Source organism: Hymenobacter cavernae, assembly GCF_014641455.1.
In the GTDB taxonomy this organism is placed as follows: Bacteria; Bacteroidota; Bacteroidia; order Cytophagales; family Hymenobacteraceae; genus Hymenobacter; species Hymenobacter cavernae.
On the sequence record NZ_BMHT01000002.1, the window covers coordinates 208,728 to 232,215 of the forward strand.

The 23,488-nt window shown below is 55.6% G+C and carries 17 protein-coding genes and 1 tRNA gene; 11 read left to right on the forward strand and 7 right to left on the reverse strand.

Going from position 1 to position 23,488, the window contains the following annotated elements; all coding sequences use genetic code 11:
• Positions 1-11 precede the first annotated feature (11 nt).
• The 4 genes from IEX74_RS05305 to IEX74_RS05320 are packed head-to-tail and all read left to right on the forward strand — an operon-like array spanning position 12 to position 4,519.
• Positions 12-1,049, forward strand: coding sequence for a nucleotide-diphospho-sugar transferase (locus tag IEX74_RS05305; RefSeq protein ID WP_188811801.1), 1,038 nt, complete (start codon positions 12-14; stop codon positions 1,047-1,049).
• Complete coding sequence (locus IEX74_RS05310) at positions 1,046-2,332, forward strand: glycosyltransferase family 4 protein (protein ID WP_188811803.1); 1,287 nt, start codon at positions 1,046-1,048, stop codon at positions 2,330-2,332. The genes IEX74_RS05305 and IEX74_RS05310 overlap by 4 nt, the downstream gene beginning before the upstream one ends.
• Before the next feature lie 46 nt (positions 2,333-2,378).
• The gene (locus IEX74_RS05315) at positions 2,379-3,218 is read left to right on the forward strand and encodes a glycosyltransferase family 2 protein (RefSeq protein WP_188811805.1); all 840 of its coding nucleotides are present in this window, start codon (positions 2,379-2,381) and stop codon (positions 3,216-3,218) included.
• Positions 3,219-3,229: 11 nt separating this feature from the next.
• The gene (locus IEX74_RS05320) at positions 3,230-4,519 is read left to right on the forward strand and encodes a hypothetical protein (protein ID WP_188811807.1); all 1,290 of its coding nucleotides are present in this window, start codon (positions 3,230-3,232) and stop codon (positions 4,517-4,519) included.
• Positions 4,520-4,569: 50 nt separating this feature from the next.
• Here the strand turns inward: IEX74_RS05320 and IEX74_RS05325 are convergent, their stop codons facing one another.
• Positions 4,570-5,679 carry a glycosyltransferase family 4 protein gene (locus tag IEX74_RS05325; RefSeq protein ID WP_188811808.1) on the reverse strand — a complete coding sequence of 370 codons (1,110 nt, stop codon included), beginning with the start codon at positions 5,677-5,679 and terminating at the stop codon, positions 4,570-4,572.
• Positions 5,680-7,153: 1,474 nt separating this feature from the next.
• On the opposite strand from IEX74_RS05325, the gene IEX74_RS05330 reads away from it, so the two are divergent.
• Entirely contained in the window at positions 7,154-9,850 is a 2,697-nt protein-coding gene (locus IEX74_RS05330) for a T9SS type A sorting domain-containing protein (RefSeq protein WP_188811810.1), read from the forward strand.
• Positions 9,851-9,971: 121 nt separating this feature from the next.
• On the opposite strand, the gene IEX74_RS05335 is transcribed toward IEX74_RS05330, so the two are convergent.
• The 4 genes from IEX74_RS05335 to IEX74_RS05350 form a co-directional block, all read right to left on the reverse strand.
• Positions 9,972-10,706 carry a WecB/TagA/CpsF family glycosyltransferase gene (locus tag IEX74_RS05335; RefSeq protein ID WP_188811812.1) on the reverse strand — a complete coding sequence of 245 codons (735 nt, stop codon included), beginning with the start codon at positions 10,704-10,706 and terminating at the stop codon, positions 9,972-9,974.
• 183 nt (positions 10,707-10,889) lie between these two features.
• Positions 10,890-12,287 carry an undecaprenyl-phosphate glucose phosphotransferase gene (locus IEX74_RS05340; protein WP_188811814.1) on the reverse strand — a complete coding sequence of 466 codons (1,398 nt, stop codon included), beginning with the start codon at positions 12,285-12,287 and terminating at the stop codon, positions 10,890-10,892.
• Between the two features lie 618 nt (positions 12,288-12,905).
• Positions 12,906-12,978 (reverse strand) — tRNA-Met (locus tag IEX74_RS05345).
• A 148-nt stretch (positions 12,979-13,126) separates the two neighbouring features.
• On the reverse strand, positions 13,127-14,995 hold the full coding sequence (locus tag IEX74_RS05350; protein ID WP_188811816.1) for a BamA/TamA family outer membrane protein: 1,869 nt from the start codon (positions 14,993-14,995) through the stop codon (positions 13,127-13,129).
• A gap of 172 nt (positions 14,996-15,167) precedes the next feature.
• Between IEX74_RS05350 and hemW the strand changes: the two genes are divergently transcribed.
• The 4 genes from hemW (at position 15,168) to IEX74_RS05370 (ending at position 18,332) form a co-directional block, all read left to right on the forward strand.
• The gene (hemW, locus tag IEX74_RS05355; RefSeq protein WP_188811823.1) at positions 15,168-16,310 is read left to right on the forward strand and encodes a radical SAM family heme chaperone HemW; all 1,143 of its coding nucleotides are present in this window, start codon (positions 15,168-15,170) and stop codon (positions 16,308-16,310) included.
• A gap of 103 nt (positions 16,311-16,413) precedes the next feature.
• Complete coding sequence (locus IEX74_RS05360; protein WP_188811825.1) at positions 16,414-16,839, forward strand: hypothetical protein; 426 nt, start codon at positions 16,414-16,416, stop codon at positions 16,837-16,839.
• A gap of 14 nt (positions 16,840-16,853) precedes the next feature.
• Positions 16,854-17,537, forward strand: a complete 684-nt coding sequence (locus IEX74_RS05365; protein ID WP_188811827.1) for an alpha/beta fold hydrolase — start codon at positions 16,854-16,856, stop codon at positions 17,535-17,537.
• A gap of 24 nt (positions 17,538-17,561) precedes the next feature.
• Positions 17,562-18,332 carry a cyclase family protein gene (locus tag IEX74_RS05370; protein WP_188811829.1) on the forward strand — a complete coding sequence of 257 codons (771 nt, stop codon included), beginning with the start codon at positions 17,562-17,564 and terminating at the stop codon, positions 18,330-18,332.
• Positions 18,333-18,524: 192 nt separating this feature from the next.
• On the opposite strand, the gene rpmA is transcribed toward IEX74_RS05370, so the two are convergent.
• Both rpmA and rplU read right to left on the reverse strand, forming a co-directional pair.
• Positions 18,525-18,815, reverse strand: coding sequence for a 50S ribosomal protein L27 (gene rpmA, locus IEX74_RS05375; RefSeq protein ID WP_188811831.1), 291 nt, complete (start codon positions 18,813-18,815; stop codon positions 18,525-18,527).
• Positions 18,816-18,926: 111 nt separating this feature from the next.
• Positions 18,927-19,232, reverse strand: coding sequence for a 50S ribosomal protein L21 (gene rplU, locus IEX74_RS05380; RefSeq protein ID WP_188812981.1), 306 nt, complete (start codon positions 19,230-19,232; stop codon positions 18,927-18,929).
• A gap of 482 nt (positions 19,233-19,714) precedes the next feature.
• Here rplU and IEX74_RS05385 point away from each other — a divergent pair, with 482 nt between their 5' ends.
• Both IEX74_RS05385 and IEX74_RS05390 read left to right on the forward strand, forming a co-directional pair.
• Positions 19,715-20,677, forward strand: coding sequence for a ribonucleoside-diphosphate reductase small subunit (locus IEX74_RS05385; protein WP_188811833.1), 963 nt, complete (start codon positions 19,715-19,717; stop codon positions 20,675-20,677).
• 364 nt (positions 20,678-21,041) lie between these two features.
• Positions 21,042-23,420, forward strand: a complete 2,379-nt coding sequence (locus tag IEX74_RS05390; RefSeq protein WP_086592346.1) for a ribonucleoside-diphosphate reductase subunit alpha — start codon at positions 21,042-21,044, stop codon at positions 23,418-23,420.
• Positions 23,421-23,488: the final 68 nt, after the last annotated feature.

Here is a 23,488-nt window from a genome sequence, read left to right on the forward strand (position 1 = left end):
TGTTTGTTTTTATGCCCTTGCCTTCCGACGATACTCAGCCGGGCACGGCGCTGCAAGCTCCGATTCTTCTGCTCATCTTCAACCGCCCCGACACCACGCGGCGCGTGTTTGACACCATTCGCAAAGCTCGCCCCACGCGCCTCTACGTAGCCGCCGACGGTCCGCGCGCTAATCACCCGACCGATGCTGCCCGCTGCGCCGCCACCCGCGCCGTGGTGTCGGAAGTAGATTGGCCTTGCGAGGTGTTTACGCTGTTCCGCACCGAAAACCTGAACTGCGGCGTGGCCCCGGCTACGGCTATGGACTGGTTTTTCAGCCACGAAGAGGAAGGCATCATCCTGGAAGATGACTGCGTGCCGGCACCTAGCTTTTTCCGCTTCTGCGAAGAGCTGCTGGCCCGCTACCGCCACGACACCCGCGTGATGCACATAGGAGGAAACAACTACGGCTCGGAAGCGCGCCAACCGTTGGACCCCAACGGGCCTTCCTACTATTTCTCGGGGCAGCGCAACAGCTGGGGCTGGGCCACCTGGCGCCGGGCCTGGAGCTTGTACGACTACCATCAGAAAGACTTCCATAAGCTCGTAGCCGAAGGTGCTTTCGATGGCGTGTTCAGCAGCCGTTTGGAGAAGCGCTACCGCCTGGGCAAGATGGAAAGCGTGTTTCACCTGCCGCAGCCCGCCGACGTGTGGGATTACCAATGGGAATACACCATTGCCGTTAACTCGGGCCTGTACATCGTGCCAGCCGTGAACCTGGTGGGCAACATCGGCTTCGGCGACGACTCGACGCACACCTTCGACGCGGGAGACCTGTTCGGCACCGTTTCCAGCTCTGACCTGACCTTTCCGCTGCGCCACCCCGACCATGTGATGGTTGACTACCAGCGTGATAAACGGCGCTTCAACGAGTTCCTCTTCAGCCGAATTACCGCGAAGGTGCGGCGTGTGCTCACGCGCAGCCCGCAGAAGGCGGCGCAGTACATGACGCCCAAACCTAGCCCCGTTGCGCCAGCCGCAACCGAACGCGCCAAGGCAGTACCCTCATGAACATTCTGACATCGGCCTACGCCTGCGACCCGACTCGTGGCGGTGAAGAAGGCTTTGGCTTCAGCTGGGCCTGGAACACGGCGCAGCAAGGGCACACCGTGCGGTGCCTTACGCGCCCCGTTGGGCGGGCCAACATTGAAGCCCACCTGGCTAATCAGGAGCCGAACGGCGCGGCTGGTCGGCTGCAATTTGAGTACGTGGCCGTTCCGAAGTGGGTGGATTTTCTGGCACGCTGGCAGTTTGGCATCTACCTGCACTACATGGTGTGGCAGTACCTAGCCTGGCGCACGGCGCGCCGCCTGGAGCAAAGCACCCCCTTCGACTTAGTGCACCACGCCACCTACGGCAGCCTGCAAATGACGTCGTGGCTGTGGCGCCTGGGCAAGCCTATGATCTTCGGGCCGGTTGGCGGTGGGCAGCACGCGCCCAAGGCGTTCCAGGCCTATTTGCCCAACTGGTACAAGACCGAAATTCCGCGCACCTTCATCAGCTGGCTGCTCGTCACTTTTGACCCGAACGTGCGGCAGAACCTGCGCCACGCTTCGATGGTGCTGACTACCAACCAGGAAACGGCGGCGCTGGCCCGCAAGCTAGGCGCCCGCCGGGTGGAGCTGTTCCTGGATTCTGGCCTACCGGATTCCTTTATTCCGGACCAATTTCCGGTGCGCCAACCCGCGCCCGAGCTGCGTTTGCTCTGGCTAGGTCGACTCATCAGCCGCAAGGCGCTGCCCCTCGTGCTGGCGGCCCTGGCCCAGGTGGATCCGCGCGTGCGGTTTCACCTGACCATCGTAGGCGACGGGCCAATGATGCCGCTACTGCCCGGCTTGCTGCAACAATATGGCCTCGAAGGCAAAGTAACAACCCTAGGTACGCTGCCTTGGAGCGAAGTGCGACAGGCCTACCTCACCCACGATGCCTTTATGTTCACGAGCCTGCGCGATTCCTTTGCCGCGCAATTTCTGGAAGCCATGGCTACGGGCCTGCCCATCATCACGCTCAATCACCAGGGCGCCCGCGACTTTATTCCGGCTGGGGCCGGGCTGAAAGTACCCGTCACGACGCCGGAAGAAACCATTGCGGCCCTGGCGCGGGCCGTGGAGCACTTCTACGACAACCCCGCCGCCCGCGAAAACATGGGCCGTGCGGGCTACGCCTTTGCCCTCACGCAGGTGTGGCCCAAGCGCGTCAGCCGGTTGCTTCAGCTAGCTTCCGAAGCCGTCAAAACGCCGGCGACTGCGCCAGCGCCTCGTTCTCATTCAACCTCTTACCCCATTCCGGGCTAGCTCACCTTTTGTATTCCTGACTTCTGTCTGTCAGGGCCTTACGACTATGTTGTACATTGTTATTCCCGTTTTCAACCGTGCCCATTTCACCCGCGAGTGTCTGCTGTCGTTGCGCAAGCAAACCGATCAGCGCTTTCGCACGGTGGTCGTTGATGATGGCTCGACTGATGGCACCGATAAGATGCTCGCCACCGAGTTTCCCGAAGTGGAAGTGGTGACTGGTGATGGTAATCTGTTCTGGACGGCTGGCGTGAATGCCGGTATCCGCCGCGCCCTCGACCTAGGTGCCACCCGCATCATGACGCTCAACAACGACCTCGTGACGGACCCCGACTTTGTGGCCCAAATGCTGGCTGCCTCCGACCAGAATCCGACGGCCGTGCTCGGCGCTCTGGAGTTGGATATTGCCACCGGCAAGCCTATCTACGGCGGCGAAATCCTGGATTTCCGCACCAACACCCGCCGCGACCTTCTGGATGAGCTGAAGCCGGAGCAGTACCAAGGCCTGCACCCCGTTACTTACCTGCCCGGCCGGGGCTTGCTCATCCCCAAAGCCGTGATTGATAAGATCGGCTTGTTCGACGAAAAGCGCCTGCCGCACTACCTCGCCGACTTCGACTACACGAGCGTAGCGCGTCGCGCCGGCTTCCCTGTGTACTGCAACTACGACGCCCGCCTCAGCACCTACCCCGACGAGAGCGGCCAGACCCTTACCCGCAAGCACCGCAGCCTTAAAGGCTACTTTCAGCATCTATTCGGTATTCGTGGCGGCGGCAACATGGTCAATTTCACGCACTTCGCGCTGAAGAATTGCCCGAAGCCTTACCTGCCTTACTTCCTGCTCAACGGCTACGCGCGGCGGGTGGTCGGGTACTTCCTGCACTAACCTAGGTCGTGGTGGGTCCGACGACCTACCACGACCTAGCCGGCAAGCCACACCTTTGCGACCCAATGCTCTACTTCATGGATACGCTTACCGGCAGTCTGCTTTCGAGCCTTTTCGCCTGGGCAATCAGCGCCTGCACGCCATCGAGCGTGGCGAAGGACGACCACACCATTGTAATCGAGAAAGGCGGCACGTACTCAGGCACTTACCGCAGCTCCGATTCGTCGGTGCCCTGCATTCGCATTGCTACTACGGAGCCGGTGGTGCTGGAAAACTGCATTCTGGCTGGCGCCGGCGACCTTATTCGGGCAAACACCAACGGCGCCGACCTGATTGTGCGTGGGTGCAGTGGCTACGGCCTGCCGCCGTCGGTTGATGATCAGACCCGTGGCCGCTTCCTCGATATTGCTCAACCTAAGCGCTTAACGCTGGAACATAATTACTTAGAGCAAACTACCGGCATTGTGGTGTACCGCTGGAGCGGCAATGGCTCGCCCCAACAGACGCTCACCGTGCGCTACAACCTAGCCCACAACATCAATGGGCGCTTTCGCAATGGCAACGGCAGCACGCGCAGCAGCTTCCTGCTCCTGAACACCGTGCAGCACCTGGCCGGTATCGAGGTCAGCTTCAACGAAGTACAGAACCTACCCGACCAAAGCGCGGTAGAAGACAACATCAACTTCTACAACTCGTCGGGCACTGCCGAAAGCCCGGCCCGCGTGCACGACAACTACGTGCAGGGTGCCTACCCCTACCCCGCCACCGCCGAGCACTTCACCGGTACCGGCATGACCACCGACGGCGACGGCACCACCGCCGCAACCACTACGGCCCACGTTGAGGCTTACAACAATCAGTTTGTGGGCACCTGCAACGCGGCCATGAACATTGCCGCCGGTCACGATATCTACTACCACGACAACCGCATGGTAGCCAGCGGTTTACTGCCAGATGGCACCAAGCTCCGGGCTACCTATGCGGCCACGGCCGTCTTCAACTACTACAAGCAACCTAGCTCTGTCTTTTTCAACAATCGCACGGCCAACAACACCATCGGCTACGTGCGCTGGGGTGCCGCCAGCCCCTACCCGAACCGCCAGGACCTCAGCCCCGATTGCGCTACTTGCATCGGCACCAAGCACTTACCCAACCCCGTTACGATAAAAGTGGAGCAAAACGAGCAGAAGCTCTGGCAGCAAAAGCTAAAGAAACTCCACCTCTACGTAGGCGTAGGCAGCAAGCCAGCTGGCGGACCCACCAAAGCAAAACCAGCCCTGAAGGAAAGATCCAGATCGTAGCTGGCTCCTCCTTTCACTCGTGCCGCTTTGGCTGAGAAGAGCTTCTAACGCTAAACCAGCTCGTAGATTTTTCTGGTTTCGGCTCTGAATTTTTCCCAGCTAAACTGCTTGTAGCGCTCTGTCCCCTTGGCTATCAGCTTATTCCGAACGTCAGTATCGTAGAGCACCGTGGCAGCCGCATCCTGAATCTGCCTTATTTTCTTCGGATCAAAATAAAGCGCCGCATCTCCGCCAACTTCCGGCAGAGAGCCGCCGTTGCTCGAAATAACCGGGCACTCACTGGCAAAGGCCTCCAGCAGGGGAAATCCAAATCCTTCGTACAAAGACGGAAATATAAATAGCTCCGCATTCTGATAAACCCAGGCCAGTTCACCATCATCTTTTAAATAAATATGGCGCATCTGATTTCGAATACCTAGGTCTTCAAAAAACTGTAACTCCTGCTTTTTGAATGGGACTCCGGTACACAGAATAGTTAACTGCCTGTCACCTTTTAATATCTCTGCTAATGCCGTAGTGGCATAGTAGAAATTTTTATAATTATTCCGATTACCTACAAATAAGATATAATTCGTCAGCTGCTCGGCGTTTTTCGGGCGGCTCGGCACCACATCCGCAAAGCTGGACGCGAGCGGCACCGTATGAATATTATCAGCGGGCAACTTAAATATATCCAGCAGATCTTCTTTGGTTTTCTGCGAAACCGTAACGATCTGGCTGGCTTTCTTGCACAAGAGCAGCTTATCTCGTGAGGTACTGTCTATCAGCGGGAAATACTCCTTATAGATCTCATGAATCATGTCGTGCACGGTGAGTACGAACGGCTTATTCGTGAAATTCAGGAAATAAGGATTATAGTAGGTTGGATGAAAGATATCAAACTTACTTTCGGAAAATATACTCGATACTTCTTTCGGCAGCTTTGCAAATTCGTTTATTTCTTCTAAACCTAGCTTACGCCTCAAGAAGCGCTTGCCCCGCGAAAAAAGCTTGTAATTCGATTTCAATAATAAGTGTAAAGGCGTCCGTCGGAGCAACTCCGGGTCAATACTTTCCACTTCAACGCCTTCCTTTTTCAGCAGCTTTAATTCGTTGAAGTAACGATTAATTCCTCCAAAGCTGTGCTCAAAAAAAATCTGGTGATCGTACAAAACTTTCATATAGAAAGGCAAGAATAAAAATAGGTGGCAGATTGAGGAATTTTGCAGAGTGGCGAACAGCTTAATCGAAGCCGATAGTATTATAATGTGCACACTACGATTATTCCGGACCAGGATAATTCAACCTCAGCCATATTGCAGCAGCTCACCTACACTACCAGCAGGATTTAATACTACTACCTTAATTTCCTAAACTTGGTTACAGCTAATTGCTGCACTTAACTAATATATCAGTAGAACAGCCAAGCAAAACCTATCTTTTTCAATGGCAACTACTTAGCTACCAAGTAGCTACCCTAGCTGCCGCCCGGCTCAGCTAAGCTGCTTTTATTACCCCATGAAACCTGGCCCAGACCTAGCCTTCTTCACATTGCCACGCAGCAGGCATATTGTGATAAGCCAAGTCATGCTTAGCTGCGGCCTTCAACGCTAACTTGGTGTCGCTCAATCTGCTACCGACAGGTGGCGCCTATGTTAAGTTATAATTATAAATGTATGACGCGTGTGCCATAAATGCCGCCAGACAAAGCGCGCAGAACCTCATAAAAGGTCCCGTTTTGAACCCATAAAAGGTTATCTGCTACTGCCTTTATAAAAATAAGTTGTTACAAAATTTGGGCATTATGCTGCCGCAAAACCCTTAATACAAGGTCGATTTTCGTCCTGATTTTACCCTATTTAAGCGCTCTGTCTTCAACCTGTGTTGCGCCGTTCGGACCTGCGCCGGTACAGTCAAGGCACTGCGTGCAAAAACCGGATTTTAAGCTTATAGTGCATATTTTTTGCGCGCAGAGCTATCCTACGCAAGCTTTTAAAGCCCCCTATTTTGTAAGGCCACACAACTAAATTTTATAACAAATCCACTATCAGATCGTGACATCGCGCCTTCAGTAAATAATAGAATATTATAATTCTTTACTATTCAAGCATTGAACGCTAGGCCTTTCAAATCTATTCCAGACAAGGATTTCTTGTTTACCTTTGTACTGTTCAGCGGCTGACAACTATAACTTTTTTAAGCAAACGCCGAAAAGCGTCTTTCGCTCGAAGAAGGAATAGGCTGGTCAGTTGACCTATGCTCACCCTTGTCCTGAGCCCAATAAGGAGCACGGCTGCACTCTCCCGCAGCACTTTCTATTCGGTTTATCCAAAGCGAAGCTCACTTGTAGCTTTTTAGGGGCAGTTTTCCTGGTTTTAGTCTAAATGAGCCTTTGTTGCTCGTAGGCGCCCCGCAGCAGAAAGAAGGCAGACCTTCCCGGATCTTGCTCATTTCTTAACAGTTCTACTTCCCTTGATTCAGAGGGCAGAAATAGAACAAAGTTTATTTCCTGATAATCTCCGCTGCTTTTCCATCCCACCACGACCACAGCCTAAAACTCGTCACCTTAAACACCTAAAAATGCAAAGAGGTAGCACCGCTTTTATCTCAAAATCGTATTCACGCACTTTCACTAATCCATTAGTACTTCTCAGTTTGCTATTGGCTCACCTGCTGACCTTCGGTGCTACTACCGTGCGGGCGCAGGCACCGGAGCTAGCTTATTCGGGGCCCATAACTATTTCGCGGGGTGGCACTTACACCGGCAACTACCGCAGCCTGGATTCGGGCACGCCCTGCATACGGATAGTCACCACAGAGCCAGTTGTGCTCCTCAACTGCACCCTAGCCGGGGCCGGCGACCTGATCGTGACGGGTGGCGGCGCAGATCTTACCGTTCGCAATTGTAGCGGCTACGGCCTCACGCCTAGCCAGGACAACCGCCCCCGTGGCCGCTTCGTGGATGCATGGCAGGCCAAGCAGCTGGTGCTTGAGCATAACTACCTAGAGCAGACCACGGGCATTCTGGCCAACCGCTGGAGTGGCAATGGCTCGGCCCAGCAAACCATTACCATTCGCTACAACAAGGGCTTGAACTGCGATGGGCGCTACCGCAATGGAGGCAAAGAGCACCGCAGCTTCATTCAGCTGAACACCGTGCAGCACCTAGCTGGCATTGAAATCAGCTACAACGAGTTCCGCAATCTTCCGAACCAGAGCGCGGTGGAAGACAACCTGAACTTCTACAACTCGTCGGGCACCTCGCAAAGTCCTATCCGCGTGCACGATAACCTGGTGCAGGGCGCTTACCCGTATCCTGCCACCGACCGCAACTTCACCGGCACCGGCATGACCACCGATGGCGATGGTTTGCTCCCGAACCTGACCACCGGCTACCTGGAAGCCTACAACAATCAGTTTGTAGCGACCTGCAACGCAGCCATGAACATTGCCGCCGGCCACGACATCTACTACCACGACAACCGTATGGTAACCAGCGGCTTGCTGCCCGATGGCACGAACCTCAACTCGAACTACGCCGCTACTTCTATCTTCAATGGGTACAACGTGCTAGGTTCCGTGTTCTTCAACAACCGCGTGCAGAATAACCTGATTGGTTATACCAAGAAAGGCGCTAACTTCCCCTACACCGACCGCCAGGATCAGGATGTGCAAACAGGGCAGAACCAAATGCCAATGTCGGGCAACAACCACTTGCCCAATCCCATTACGCTGCAAACCGAGCAGAATGAATGGTCGCTGTGGCAGCAGAAGCTTCAACAGAATGGCATTACAGTAGGCGTTGAAGGATCTGCCCCTACGCCTACGCCGGAGCCGACTCCAGCGCCTACTTCTTCCAACTTAGTTGCCAATCCAAGCTTCGAGGCTGATCAGGCACCTACCCAAGAGCCTCAAGGCTGGCAGACTTGGACCGGGCGCGGCACGGCTAACAATGCCGACTACACCGAAACCTACCCTGGTGCGCACACCGGCAATTACCACGGCACTCACTACCGGCCCAATCGCTACGAGGTGTATACGTACCAGAGCGTTACGAACTTGGCCAACGGCACCTACACCGCACGGGCCTGGACTAAAAGCGCTGATAATCAAAGCCAATTTCAAATCAAGAACTATGGTGGCGGCCAGCTCACGGCTGCCATCCCGGCTACTTCAGACGGCGAGTGGAAGCAGGTAGTGGTCGACAACATTCAGGTTACGAACGGCCAGTGCGAGCTAGGTTTCTACTCGAATGCCGATGGTGGTCAGTGGCTCTACTTCGATGATGTGGAGCTAGTCCGCCAAGGTGCTCCGGCCTCCAACACGGCCCCAACCGTAAGCCTGACGCTTTCCAGCACCCGCCTCACAACCGGCTCGCAGCTGAACCTGGCGGCTACCGCCGCCGACGCAGATGGCAGCGTTGCCAAAGTGGAGTTCTTCAGCGGCGACACCAAGCTAGGAGAAGACACGTCGGCGCCTTTCCAGTTCAGCTGGACGCCTAATTCGGCGGGCAGCTACTCGCTTACAGCGCGTGCTACAGATAACAGCGGCGCTACCACCACTTCCACGGCTGCCACCCTCACGGTAAATGCACCTACCCCAACGCCCAGCAATGGTACCAACTACTCCCGTAATCCTGGCTTCGAAGCCGACCGGCAAGGCGTACAGGATATTCAGGGCTGGCAGACCTGGACCGGACGTGGCACGGCCGACAATGCCGATTACACCGAAACCTACCCCAGCGCCCACACCGGTACCTACCACGGCACTCATTACCGCCCTAACCGCTACCAGGTCTACACCTTCCAGATTCTGACTGGCTTGCCGAACGGCCGCTATAGTGTGCGTGCCTGGACCAAGAGCGCCGCCAATCAGAGCCAGATCTACGTTCGCAACTACGGTGGCGGTCAGATTACGACCAACATTCCCTCGACGCCAGGTGGCGTAAATGGTGAGTGGAAGCAGGTGATAGTTGATAACGTCCAGGTTACAAACGGCCAATGCGAGCTAGGTTTCTACTCCGACGCCGACGCTGGTGAGTGGCTCTACTTCGATGACGTGGAGCTAGTGCAGCAAGATCAGGGCCGCAGCGCCACTCCGCTGGAAATTAGCCTTTATCCGAACCCGGCGAACAACCAGGTTACTATCGGGGCAGCGTTCGAGCAGGCCGGCACCGTAGACATCACCATCACAACCCTGCAAGGCTTGCAGATGGCTCACCAGCAGCCATACGTGCAGGCTGGCACAAACGAGGTGCGCGTCAACATTTCGGATCTGCCTGTAGGCACCTACATTCTCCAGCTCCGCGACGGCGCCCAAGTGCGCACCCAACGCCTGGCAGTAGAGCGTTAAAACCTAGGTTCCCAGCTCATAGTCAACACAAAAGCGCCCTTTGTCTTTCGGCAAAGGGCGCTTTTGTTTTATACGATCAGCAGCACACGCGGCGGAACCTGGCTTAACCAAAAACCTAGGTTTAGCCTAAGGCGCTAGCCAGCTTCTTGCGCGCCATCAGGTACACGAAGTGCGAATTGGTGACGAGGTAGCGCCGCCACAAGCGGCGCGGCTCCAGCCACAGTCGGTATGCCCACTCCAGCCACAGCTTGCGCGCCCACACCGGCAAGCGGCGCTCTAGCCCTGCGTACACCAGAAAAGCCTGCCCAACCCCGAGCATACAAGCTTTCACCTGTTCCCGGTGGTTCGCCATCCAGCGCTCCTGCCGTGGGCAACCCAGGGCCACGAACAGCAGATCCGGGTCGGCCGCGTTGATGGCGGCTACGTCCGCGGCATCTTCTTCGGGTGTGAGCGGCCGGAAAGGCGGCGAATACGCCCCGACAATGCTCAAGCCAGGTAGTTCCCGCTTTGCCCGTGCCACAATAGCGTCCAGCACCTCATTGGTGGTGCCGTAGAAGTAGACCGATTGCCCACGGTGGGCGGCCTCAGCGAGTAGCACCGGCAATAGATCCATGCCTGCTACCCGCGGCTGGCCCAGCGCTGCCGCCACCGGACTACCATCCGGGGTCACGAGGCTGGCTTCGTCGAGCACTTTTCGAAACTCCGGGTCTTTGTGGGCTTCTACTACCATGTGCACGTTGGCGAAGCACACGTAGGCCGAGGAGCGGGCAGCACCCAGCCGCAAGATTGTATCTACGAATTCGGAGGAGGAGCCCGTCGAAATGCCCGCATCCAGAACACGTTTTTTAGGCAACATGAAAAGTCAGATTTAGAAAAGCTCCATTGCATTCCCGCGCTTTACGGAATCACAATGGAGCTTCTGGTCAAGTAGTAGCAAATTCCGTTAGTGCCGTTTCAGCTTAAAGCTAGGTCTACGGAAAGTCGATGGCAAAAGATTCTATTTATTATATATTTAAAAGAAGCGGAGCTGAACCTAGGTTTAGTAGGCGTTCTTTTCGCCTTTCACCATATTCCACACGGTCTGGCCGATGATCTTCATGTCCAGCTTGAACGACCAGTTTTCCACGTATTTCAGGTCGTATTCCACACGCTTCTCCATGGCCTGTGGTGCGCGGGTTTCGCCCCGGTAGCCGTTCACCTGCGCATAGCCCGTGATGCCCGGCGTTACGGCATGCCGCAACGGGTAGGTATGAATGTGCTTGGAATACTCTTCCAACTGCGAAATCATGTTGGGACGCGGCCCCACTACCGACATATGACCCAGCAATACATTGAAGAATTGTGGTAGCTCATCGAGGCTGGTTTTGCGCAGAATACGGCCGATGCGAGTTACACGGGCATCGCCTTTGGTAGCTTGCAGCTCCGTGCCCGAGAGGTCGGTGCGCATGGTACGCAGCTTGTAGCACGGGAAAAGCTGGTTGCGCTTGCCGGGGCGAAGCTGCTTGAAGAAGATCGGGCCGGGCGAATCCAGCTTAATCAGCAAGGCCAGAACTGGCATGATGATCGGGAAGATTCCGAAGATCACCAGGCTCGAAAACGCAATGTCGAACACGCGCTTAGCCAGTTGGTTGGGCCGGAAAGCCAACGGGTTCTGACGCACCGTCAGGATCGGCATGTGGTCGTAGTAGTACACGTTCACATCCGTCTGCACTGTGCCTTTGAAGTCCGGAATGATGCGAAACGATACGAAGTGGTCGTCAGCGAACTTGGCCAGGTCCTGAATCAGGCTACGTTGGTCGAGCGGCAGCGCGAAGTAGATTTCATCGATCTGCTCGTTTTTGCAAAACTCCTTCAGCTCGGCGATACCACCTTTTACCAGCGGCTGCAGATTGCTCGGCGCGGCTTCATCGGTGAAGAAACCACGAAACTGGTTACCCACCGGATCATACGACGTCAGGGTGCGATAAAGCTCCTGCCCGCTCGGGCTGGTACCGACAATCACGAAGCGGCTATAGGGCCGGGCTAGGTGTCGTTGGTAAGCACGCCGGAAGAATGCCAGCAGAAACCGTCCGGCGACCACACCCGCCAGCACGAAGCTGTAGACAATGACGATGTAGCGCGCGGGCATCCAGTACACGTCCAGCAGCATCGCCCCCGATAGCAGCAGCCCCGCGTGCAGCAGGAACGTGCGAGCTAGGTTGCGGAACCGCTCCGGGTACGAAATCAGCTCACCAGCCCGGTACACGTTGGCGTACTGCACCGATAATATCCACCAGAGCAGCGCAAAAACCGCGTAGAATAAAGGATAGTACCCCGCAAACTGCCAGTTACCTAGGTACGCGTAACCAGCCAGTCGGAAAGCCCCGAAAATGATGAGTACGTCAAGTACGGGCAAAATTACCCGGTTAGCATTTGTGTAGTGTGTGTAGCGTTCCATAGATCCAGAGTGTGTGATCAACTAGCAACAATCCAGGTGGGTATGGAAGTAAGGGCGGTAGAGCGTGGTGACAATCACAGTCCTAAGTTAGGCTTGTTTATACTTTAATCAATAAGAATTATGATTATTTTTTTGTAAAGTCAAATCATAACTCAGCTTAGTTATACGCCTTTTGCCCCGCGTTATGTTGCAATGATTCTAAAATACTTTTTATTGAAACTTTATATACTCTGAATATCAAGGTGTTACATTTTCAACATTTCACCTTTCTTACCAAAATTCCTTTTCTAGTATAGAAAGAATCTATTTTTAACTAAAAAAGGATTGCGGGAACGTTTGCATTGCTAGAAACTGCTATTCAAAGCAATAGAAAGCTTGTAACAGTGCGAAAAACTCAATGGTGTAAGCTACGGCTGCTATCGGACAAAATACATGCGCTTAGCGCTGTTAACCTGCGCACCGACTTAGGCGCAAGCCAAGGGTACTCAGCGAGGCGCTCAGCTTCGTTGCTTAAGCTAAACTGATGCTTTACAGCTGGTTCTTTGCCGGCAATTGAGTGGGCAAACAGGTTAAAAGCAAAAAGCCGGTTGTCTGGGTAGACAACCGGCTTTTCTGAGGTAGCGGGGACTGGACTCGAACCAGTGACCTTTGGGTTATGAGCCCAACGAGCTACCAACTGCTCCACCCCGCACTGTTTGGTTCTGCAAATGTACGAGCATTATTGAGATAAAGGTAATCTACCCTAATAAAAAGCTCTACCCAGAGGCTTTCAGCCTGATTATCAATAAGAATATTTTTCCAACTACTTGCAAACACAGGTCAGCAATGCACCTAAGTTTTCAAAATCGGCTGGTGATACCGAAGTGAATCTTGGAAGCATTGGGAGCTAGCCGCTGACCTTTGGCTTGGCCCATGGAATAAACGAATTGAAAAACACCCGCGCCGGTGCGAAAGCTCAGGCCGGCACCTAGCCCGGTGGGTGCGTCCCAAAACTTGTCGTTCGCCAGATCCCGGCGCAAGTAGCCCTGATCCAGAAAGACAAACACGTACGCATCAGTACCCGTAAACTGCCGGAATTCGGCCGTGCCCACCGCGTAGCTGTTGGTGTAGAAGAAGTTTTCGCTGAAGCCACGCAGCGTAGCTAAGCCACCGATGCGGAACATATCGTTCAGGAACAAGCGCTGGTTGAGCAGCGATTCGCCGCGCACCCGCGCCAGAAAGACGCCGCTGCGGCCTACGCGCACGTACTGCTCTAGCCGGCCGCTCAGCGTTATCTGATTGGAATGCAGCGCTATCCGTCGGTAGAGCGTATCGTTCAGCTCCGGGTTCTTGCTGATGTTCTTCGTGCCCACTGCGCCTTGCAGATACACCAGCAAGCCTTGCCGTGGGAAGTACAGATCGTCCAGCCGATTCCATTCGTACGACACGCCGTAGGAATTATACTGCGAGTCGATGGTATCGGGCAGAGAGGTTCGCTCTTTCAGGGCCGGATCGAGCAGGCGGGAGCCGCGGCGCTCGGTGAAAAACGCAATGCGTCCGGCCTGCGCCGTCGGATATGTCACCTGCAAGCGCGGCCGAACCGTGAGAAAGGCGTTGGCTTGCTTGTAGAGGTTAAAGCTAGCGCCTAGCTCCAGGGGCGTCCCGAAGAAGTTGGGGTGCAGGTAGTGCGCATCCAACGACTGCGTGGCCACATCCACTTTGCGCCACTGCAAGCCGATCTGCTTGCCGCCGCCGCGCAAGTTGCGCAGGTTGATGGTCACGTCGCCGGTCAGCTGTAGTTTGCTCTGCCCCACCGACGTCGTCGAGTTCGGCACCACGCCTATAATAGCATCAAACTGGTTGGCGTTGCGGTCATCAATCAGGAGGTAGACCCGCGCCCGGCCTCGCGAAAACCGCACTTCGGGGTTGCCTTTCACCTGCACGTAGGGCAGCTGGCGCAACAGCTGCGCCGCCGCATTCACGCGCTGCTGGTTGTAGGGCTGGTTGGGAAAGATCTGTAAGTACTTGGTCAGGAAGCGTTTCTTCGTTTTCGAATTGCCCACAATCTGAATGGAGTCGAACAGGATGACCGGGCCGCGGTCCAACACTACCCGTGCATCAATGTCAGCGCCGCGCAGTTGCACCGAATCCAGCCGCACAGTGGCGAAAGGATGCCCCTGGTTTTCGGCCTCATCCACGATGCGCTCCTGCAAGCGGGCCCACTCGGCGGGCAGAAAAGGTTGATTCCGGAAAAACTTCTCGCGGTAACCCGCCCGTGTCAGCAGGCCGTCACCTAGGTTGCCGTTGCGCAGCCTAGCCCACCGAAACTTCTCTCCTACATATACTTGCACGACCAGCGTATCGCGGCGCCAGTGCATGGTATCGGCGGAAGCGGTCAGGTACGCGTCAGCCTGCATGGCCAGCAGCAGGTCGCGTACTTCATGCAGCGCCGAAACCGAGTCGGGCAGCGTGGTGCGGTAGCGGTAGTGGCGCAGCACCGGCCGGTCGGCGGCTTCGGTTTGCAGACGCACCACTTTCGGGTGCACTGGCTTCCGCACAATCCGGCGGGTGGTGTCGCGCGCGACCGGCGTGGGGGCCGGCATCCCCGAGGTGGTCACTTGGCTGGGCGAAGGCGAAGCGCCGGGAGCGGTAATCTGCGCCCAGGCCACCGGCATGCCGCCACCCAGCCACCACGCAAGCAGACTCAGAAAGAAGAGGCGGACGTACATTTGCGGGAAGAACGTCGGCACGACGTACTTAATTTTAAATCAGTAGCTAAAGCTACGCAACATAACGCGTGCCGCTTCGCCGCGCCACTTTCTTCCGGCTAGCAAGTGGCCGTAAACTTATTGCCGGCTCCTGCTTGTTAGGAACCTAGCTATCCTTTTCCCCTGATCTTCCGTGCCCGGACTTTACCTTCATATTCCGTTCTGCAAGCAAGCCTGCCACTACTGCGACTTTCACTTCAGCACGTCCATGGCGTTGAAAAGCCGCCTGGTTGATGCGCTGGTGCATGAGATGGAGCTACGCCGCGACTACCTAGGTCCGGCGCCTACGCTCGACACCATCTACTTCGGCGGCGGCACGCCTTCTCTGCTCACCGCAGCGGAGCTGGATACAATTTTCGCGGCTATTCACCGGCACTTCAACGTGGCCCCGCAGGCGGAAATTACGCTCGAAGCCAACCCCGACGATCTGACCCCCGCGAAGCTGCGCGAGCTGGCTGCTTCGCCTGTTAATCGTCTGAGCATCGGTTTGCAAAGCTTCCACGAGCCGCACCTTCGCCTGATGAACCGCGCCCACTCCGCCACCGAGTCGCTGACGGGCGTGCGGCTGGCGCAGGATGCCGGCTTCGAGAACATCTCGGTCGATTTGATTTACGGCGTGCCTGCCCCCAACCACCGCATCTGGGAGCAGGATATGCAGCAAGTATTCGACCTAGGTGTGCCGCACCTTTCCTGCTACGCCCTCACCATCGAGCCCGATACCGTATTCGGCCGCCGCCTGCGCAAAGGCACGTTCGTGGCGCCGCCCGATGATTTTGTTGCCCAGCAGTTTGAGCTGCTGCTCACCCGGATTCGTGCGCACGGCTACGAGCAGTACGAAATTTCCAATTTCTGCCAACCCGGCCGGGAGTCGCGCCACAACGCCAACTACTGGCGCGGCGTGCCCTACCTAGGTTTGGGGCCCAGCGCCCATTCCTTCGATGGCGTAAGCCGACAATATGCCGTGGCTAACAACACCCAGTACGTCACGGCCCTGTTGGAGCGCAACGAAGTACCGGCCACCCACGAGGTTCTCTCCCCCACCGACCGCGCCAACGAGTACCTGATGACCAGCCTGCGCACTGCCCGCGGCTGCGACCTAGGTTATCTGCGCGATTCCTTGGGCGTCGACCTGGCTGCTCAGCAGGCTGACTACCTGCAAACGCTGGCGGCCAACGGTTGGGCCACGCTGCGCAATGAAGTGCTCGTACTCACCGACGCCGGCAAGCTGCTCGCCGATCAGATTACGCTGGAGCTGTTCCAGCCGGCCAGTACCTAGCCCGGCACCTTTCTGTACCTGTAGCCTCCTAGCCGTCTGTAGCTTATAGATTAGTAGTCGTGAAGCGCAGCGAAATCAAGAAAATCAGCGTAAATCTGTTGCTATGAAACGCTTGATTGAGGCTCTTGCCGATGACACCGATTTTTTTGTCGAACAGGTTCAGATTACGGCCATTGTGTTCGATAACACCGATGATGTCACGGTGTGGGCCACCACTATTTTCGACGACGAGTTGTATTTCTTCCACCTAGGGCTTCAGTTTTCGTCCCTCGACCTGCTGCTGCGCTTAGCCGGCGAGCGGGCCGAAGCGCTACAGGAAGAAGTTGCAGACGCCTTAGCTACTGTGACCGAGTGGCCATGCCTGCTCGAATACGCCACCGAAGAGAAGCCGCCGGTGCCGCTGCAAGGCGTGGCGCTGAAGCTCTCCTGCACCTACCCCGCCACGGAAGAGGGCGAAGAGCCTGACGAGGATGCCATGCCGCACAACATCTTCTACCTGGAAGGCGTCTTTCTGCGCATCGAGCCGTAACCTAGCCCTTTGCCGTGCCCGCTCCCATTTTCTACCTCATCCCTGGCCTAGGTGCCGATGAGCGCATCTTTAGGAACCTACAACCGCTTCTGCATGGGCAAGTCACTGTTCTGCAATGGTTTACTCCGCAGCCAAATGAGCAGATCGATGCGTATGCACGGCGCATGGCCGAGGCTATTCCGCCTGATCAAACTTGCTGGGTAGTCGGTGTATCGTTTGGTGGCACCATGGCGCTGGAAATCTGTCGGATGCGCCCCGAGGCGCGGGCTGTCCTAATTTCCAGCATTCCGGATGCTGATTGCCTCCCGCCTTTGCTACGCCTGATTCGGGCAACGGGTATTTATAAGCTCGTTCCGCCGCAGTTGCTGAAGCTGTTTCCGCGGGCCGGGCAGTGGTATTTCGGGATAAAGAATGGTGAAGAGTACCAGCTCTTCCGAGAAATCCTGCGGGATATGGAGCCCACTTACACGCGATGGGCCATCCATCGGCTACTGCACTGGGACAGCGCCGGTGTCGGGCGCTGCCTGCAAATCCTAGGTTCCGCCGATCGGGTGTTTCCGCCCGGCCCCGCTCCTGTTGATTACCTTATCAAAGGTGGCAGCCACTTCATGGTGCTGAGCCACGCAACACAGATAAGTCAGATCCTCAACAACCTAGCTACGAACCCAGACGCTGCCCCGCTCGTGCGCTGGGATTAAACCCGCCCTAAAAACGCCGCGCTCATGCTCGCTACCTACCCTTATCAGGGCCGTACCTTCTCCTTCGATCCGGCCGCACCCATCGACATTTCCTTGCCCTTGGCCCCCGGCGACCAACAAGTAAATTGCTTTTGGGCGGAGCCGGTGCAGTTCGAAACTATCCGGGTGGGCAACTTTGTGGGCAGCGTGGCCGAAGGCGGCAGCACCAACTATAAGCGCGTCCACCTGACGCCGCACGGCAATGGCACGCACACAGAATGCTACGGCCACATTTCCGCTGAGCCTAGCGCTACCCTCGACCGCTGCCTGCGTCGTTTTCTGTTTGTCGCAAAGCTGATTTCGGTAGCGCCTCGTCGGCAAGATAATGGTGATGAGGTGGTAATGCTCGCGGATGTTCAAGTCGCTTTCCAGAACCTAGGTTCACATGTTGAACTGACTCCAGAAGCTCTTATCCTGCGCACGCTACCGAACGACGAGACGAAGCAGACGCGCCATTACTCTGGCACCAACCCAACATACATAGAACCTAGCTTGGCGCAGTACCTGGCCGAGCACCACGTCCAGCACCTACTTCTCGACCTGCCCAGCGTAGACCGGGAAGAAGATGGCGGTGCCTTACTCGCGCATCATGCCTTTTGGCAGTACCCACACGCTACGCGCCACGAGGCTACCATCACCGAACTTATCTTTGTGCCCGATGTCGTGCAAGATGGGTTGTATTTGCTCAACCTTCAGGTAACCAGCTCAGTACTCGACGCCAGTCCAAGCAAGCCGGTGCTATACCGACTCATCTGAACCACGAATTCGACGGATTAATCGGACTTTGTGAACGAGCAATAACCTAGGTTCTAGTTTCTGGTCAACAAAAAAGCCTTCCCAGCAGTGGGAAGGCTTTTTTGTTGAATCAATCAGGAAAAGCGCGGAAAGAGCCGAAGCGGCTCGACTACAAAATCCGTGAAATCCGATTAATCCGTAGTTCAGATCAAACTAAGCAGCAACTTCTGCTACTTCCGTTTGAGCGGTAGCAGCCGGTACTACCGATACGAACGAACGCTCGTTGCGGCCCTTGCGGAACTGCACGATACCGTCTACCATTGCGAACAGCGTGTGGTCCTTGCCGATACCCACGTTCTGGCCGGGGTGGTGCTTGGTGCCGCGCTGACGCACGATGATGTTACCGGCGATGATGTCCTGACCACCGAAAATTTTCACGCCGAGACGCTTGGAATGCGATTCGCGGCCGTTGTTGGATGAGCCGACGCCCTTCTTGTGTGCCATTGTATTGGAGCTTTTAGCTACTAGCTGTTGGCTGTTAGCTTATGTTCGAGGAAAAACGGTTCGAAAAAAGCAGAAGCTAACGGCTAAAAGCCATCAGCTAACAGCTTTTAACTAGCCGATGCTGTTGATCATTACTTTAGTGTAGTCCTGGCGGTGGCCGTTGAGCTTGCGGTAGCCCTTACGACGCTTCTTCTTGAACACCAGAACTTTGTCGGCCTTCACGTGGGCCAGGATGGTACCGGTCACTTTCACGTCCAGCGTTGGAGCGCCGATGTTTACCGTACCATTGTCCTCGGTCAGTAGTGCGTTACCTAGCTCAACTGAGTCGCCGACATTACCTGCCAGCTTGTGAGTATAAACAAATTTATCGGCTTCGACTTTCGTCTGCTTGCCAGCTATATTGACGATTGCGTACATCGGCGTCTTCGCGGTTTCTGAAATAATGGGAGGCAAAAGTAGAAGTTTCTATTCAGATTTCCAACTCTAACTTGCTAATCATCATTTACTCGCGTCGGATCAATAGGTTGCGCTTCCCGTTGCTGTATGGTGAAGTCGCCTATTCAAGGAACGCGTAGCGGGTACGCGAATAATAATTTTGTGGATAAACACGATTGTCCACACCTAAAATGTGGATAACTTCTTAAAAATGGCTTCATATGTCGCTTTTAAGATACCAGTCCGGGGAATCTGCTGGTTTGTGGAGCCTAGGTGCCTGTGGAAAAGTTTGTGGAGAAAAAGCGCTCCATTGCGGGCTGCCTAGCCGGCAGGTTGGTTATCTTTGACTCATAACCGCGCTCCTGCTTTTTTACAGCGCATCGAACAAACTCTGCTTTCCTGGGGTTTGCAAGCCTCCGGCTTTCGCCCTTGTTCAGGTTACTTACTCTCTCAACTTCCCTGTTATGGAACCCTTACTGACTGAAAATCCCAACCGTTTTGTGCTGTTCCCGATCCAGCACAACGATATGTGGCAGATGTATAAGCAGGCGGAAGCCTCGTTCTGGACGGCCGAAGAAATCGACCTAGGTCAGGACCAGAAAGACTGGGAGTCGCTCAACGACGGCGAGCGGCACTTCATCAGCCACGTACTGGCATTCTTCGCCGCCTCCGATGGCATCGTGAATGAAAACCTAGCTGTCAACTTCATGCAGGAAGTGCAGTCGGCGGAAGCGCGCTGCTTCTACGGCTTCCAGGTGATGATGGAAAATATTCACAGCGAAACGTATTCGCTGCTGATTGACACCTACGTCAAGAACCCACAGGAGAAGGACCGTCTTTTCAACGCCCTCGAAACGGTGCCCTGCGTGAAGAAGAAAGGCGAGTGGGCCATTAAGTGGATCAACTCCGACAACTTCACCGAGCGCCTGATTGCCTTCGCCGCCGTGGAAGGCATTTTCTTCTCGGGCTCCTTCTGCTCGATTTTCTGGCTGAAGAAGCGCGGTCTGATGCCCGGCCTAACGTTCTCCAACGAGCTCATCAGCCGCGACGAAGGCCTGCACTGCGACTTCGCTTGCTTGCTCTACAAAGACCACCTGGTCAACAAGTTGCCTGAAGCCCGGGTGCAGGAAATCATCCGCGACGCGGTGCAGATCGAGCAGGAGTTCGTGACCGACGCGCTGCCGGTGAACCTTATCGGGATGAACGCCGCTGCGATGTCGCAGTACATCGAGTTTGTGGCCGACCGCCTGCTCGTGGCCCTAGGTTACTCGAAGATCTACAACTCCACGAATCCCTTCGACTTCATGGAAATGATTTCGCTGCAAGGCAAAACCAACTTCTTCGAGAAGCGCGTGGCCGAGTACCAGAAAGCCGGCGTGATGGCCGACCGCGACCAGAACGTCTTCTCGCTGGACGAGGATTTTTAAGGTCTAAAGACAACTGCTTTTCCAAGGCTCTGCAACTTCAGTTGCAGAGCCTTTTTGTTTAACGGCCAGCTGCCTCCTAGCATACATTTTTCAGGGCAAATGAACAACCTGATTTTGCTAACATAATTAGGCGCAACCAGCGCAGCAGATAATTTAAAAACGCCTCATACAGTGATGGTTCCGCTTATGTGGAAAACTTCTGAACAGAAGGTTTGTCCTACACGCCAGATAGAAATATCTTCCGCTAGGAATGAACCCAGAAAGTTCCTGTTCACTCCTGTTTTTGCACCATCTATTTGCCTTATCTGCCTAGCCTTATAAAGCAGGCATTTTTAATAGCAACTCTCTTCAAACCGCTACGCCTATGTTGGTAATCAAACGCGACGGCCGCCGCGAATCGGTCAAGTTCGACAAAGTAACCGCCCGCATTGAAAAGCTCTGCTACGGGCTGAACATGCTGTTCGTCTCTCCTATTGAGGTCGCCAAGAAGGTGATTGATGGGATTTACGACGGCGTGACAACGGTAGAACTCGACAACCTGGCGGCCGAAACCGCTGCGTCGCTCACCACCCGCCACCCCGACTACGCCATTCTGGCGGCGCGCATCGCGGTGAGCAATCTGCACAAGGTGACTTCCAAGTCGTTCAGCTCGACGATGAAGCGCCTCTACACCTACGAAGACCCCAAGACGGGCGAAAACGCTTCGCTCATCGCCAAAGACGTGTGGGAAGTTATTCATAACCATGCCCATACGCTCGACTCGGCCATTATCTACGACCGCGACTACAGCTACGATTACTTCGGCTTCAAGACGCTGGAGCGCTCGTACTTGCTGCGCATGGATGGCAAAGTGGTGGAGCGCCCCCAGCACATGATCATGCGCGTGGCCGTGGGCATCCACAAGAACGACATCGAGTCGGTGCTGGAAACCTACAACCTGATGTCGGAGCGGTGGTTTACGCACGCTACGCCTACCCTCTTCAACGCGGGTTCGCCGAAGCCGCAGCTTTCCTCGTGCTTCCTGCTCACGATGAAGGACGACAGCATCATGGGCATTTACGACACGCTGAAGAACTGCGCCCAGATTTCGCAGTCGGCTGGTGGCATTGGCCTGAGCATTCATAATGTGCGCGCTACCGGCTCGTACATCAAGGGCACCAACGGCACTTCCAACGGCATCATCCCGATGCTGAAGGTGTTCAACGATACGGCCCGCTACGTGGACCAAGGCGGTGGCAAGCGCAAAGGCGCCTTCGCCATCTACATCGAGCCCTGGCACGCCGACATCTTCGACTTCCTGGATCTGAAGAAGAACCACGGCAAGGAAGAGAACCGCGCCCGCGACCTGTTCTACGCTCTCTGGACGCCCGACTTGTTCATGAAGCGCGTGGAAGAGAACGGCAGCTGGACGCTGATGTGCCCCAACGAGTGCCCCGGCCTCGGCGACACCTGGGGCGAGGAGTTCGAGCGCCTATACCTGAAGTACGAGCGCGAAGGCCGCGGCCGCAAGACCATCAAAGCCCAAGAGCTGTGGTTTGCCATCCTGGAAAGCCAGACCGAGACCGGCACGCCCTACATGCTGTTCAAGGACGCCGCCAACCGCAAGTCGAACCAGCAGAACCTAGGTACCATCAAGAGCTCCAACCTCTGCACCGAGATTATGGAGTACACCGACCGCGACGAAATTGCGGTGTGTAACCTAGCTTCGTTGGCGCTGCCTCGCTTCGTAACGGAGGGCCCGAAAGGCTTGGTGTTCGACCACCAGAAGCTGTATGAGGTAACCTACCACGTGACGAAGAACCTGAACAAGGTTATCGACATCAACTACTATCCGGTACCGGAAGCCGAGAAGTCGAACCGTCGTCACCGCCCGATTGGGCTAGGTATCCAGGGGTTGGCCGATACGTTCATCGCGCTGCGCATGCCGTTCGAGAGCGACGAGGCCAGCGGCTTGAACAAGGACATCTTCGAGACGATCTACTTCGCGGCCATGACGGCGTCGAAGGACCTCGCTAAGAAGGATGGTGCTTACGAAACCTTCCAAGGCTCACCGCTGAGCAAAGGCAAATTCCAGTTCGACCTGTGGGACGTGACGCCCGACTCGGGCCGCTGGGATTGGGACAGCCTGCGCCAGGAGGTGATGGAACACGGCGTGCGCAACTCGCTGCTGGTGGCACCGATGCCCACGGCTAGCACCGCCCAGATCCTCGGCAACAACGAGTCGTTTGAGCCTTACACCTCCAACATCTACGTGCGACGCGTGCTGAGCGGCGAGTTCATGGTGGTGAACAAGCACCTGCTGAAAGACCTGGTGAAGCTAGGTCTGTGGAACGAGCAGATGAAGCAGGACATCATTGCCGCCAACGGCTCGGTGCAGAACATCGACCGGGTGCCGCAGCACATCAAGGATCTGTATAAGACGGTGTGGGAAATCTCGCAGCGTCGGATCATTGATATGTCGGCTGACCGCGGCGCGTATATCTGCCAGAGCCAGAGCCTGAACCTACACGTGATGAACGTGAACTTCGGCAAGCTCACCAGCATGCACTTCCACTCCTGGAAGCGCGGCCTGAAAACCGGCATGTACTACCTGCGCACCAAGTCGGCCGTGGATGCCATCAAGTTCACGGTGCAGAAACAAGCCGCCGAGACGCTGGAGCCGCTCAACGTAGCCGCCCAGAATCAAAGCGACATGGCTTGCTCGCTGGATAATCCAGACGCTTGCGAGGCCTGCGGCTCGTAAGAAATAAAGAGAGATGAAATAAAAAAGGCGAGGTAAATTACCTCGCCTTTTTTATGCAATAAGTATAT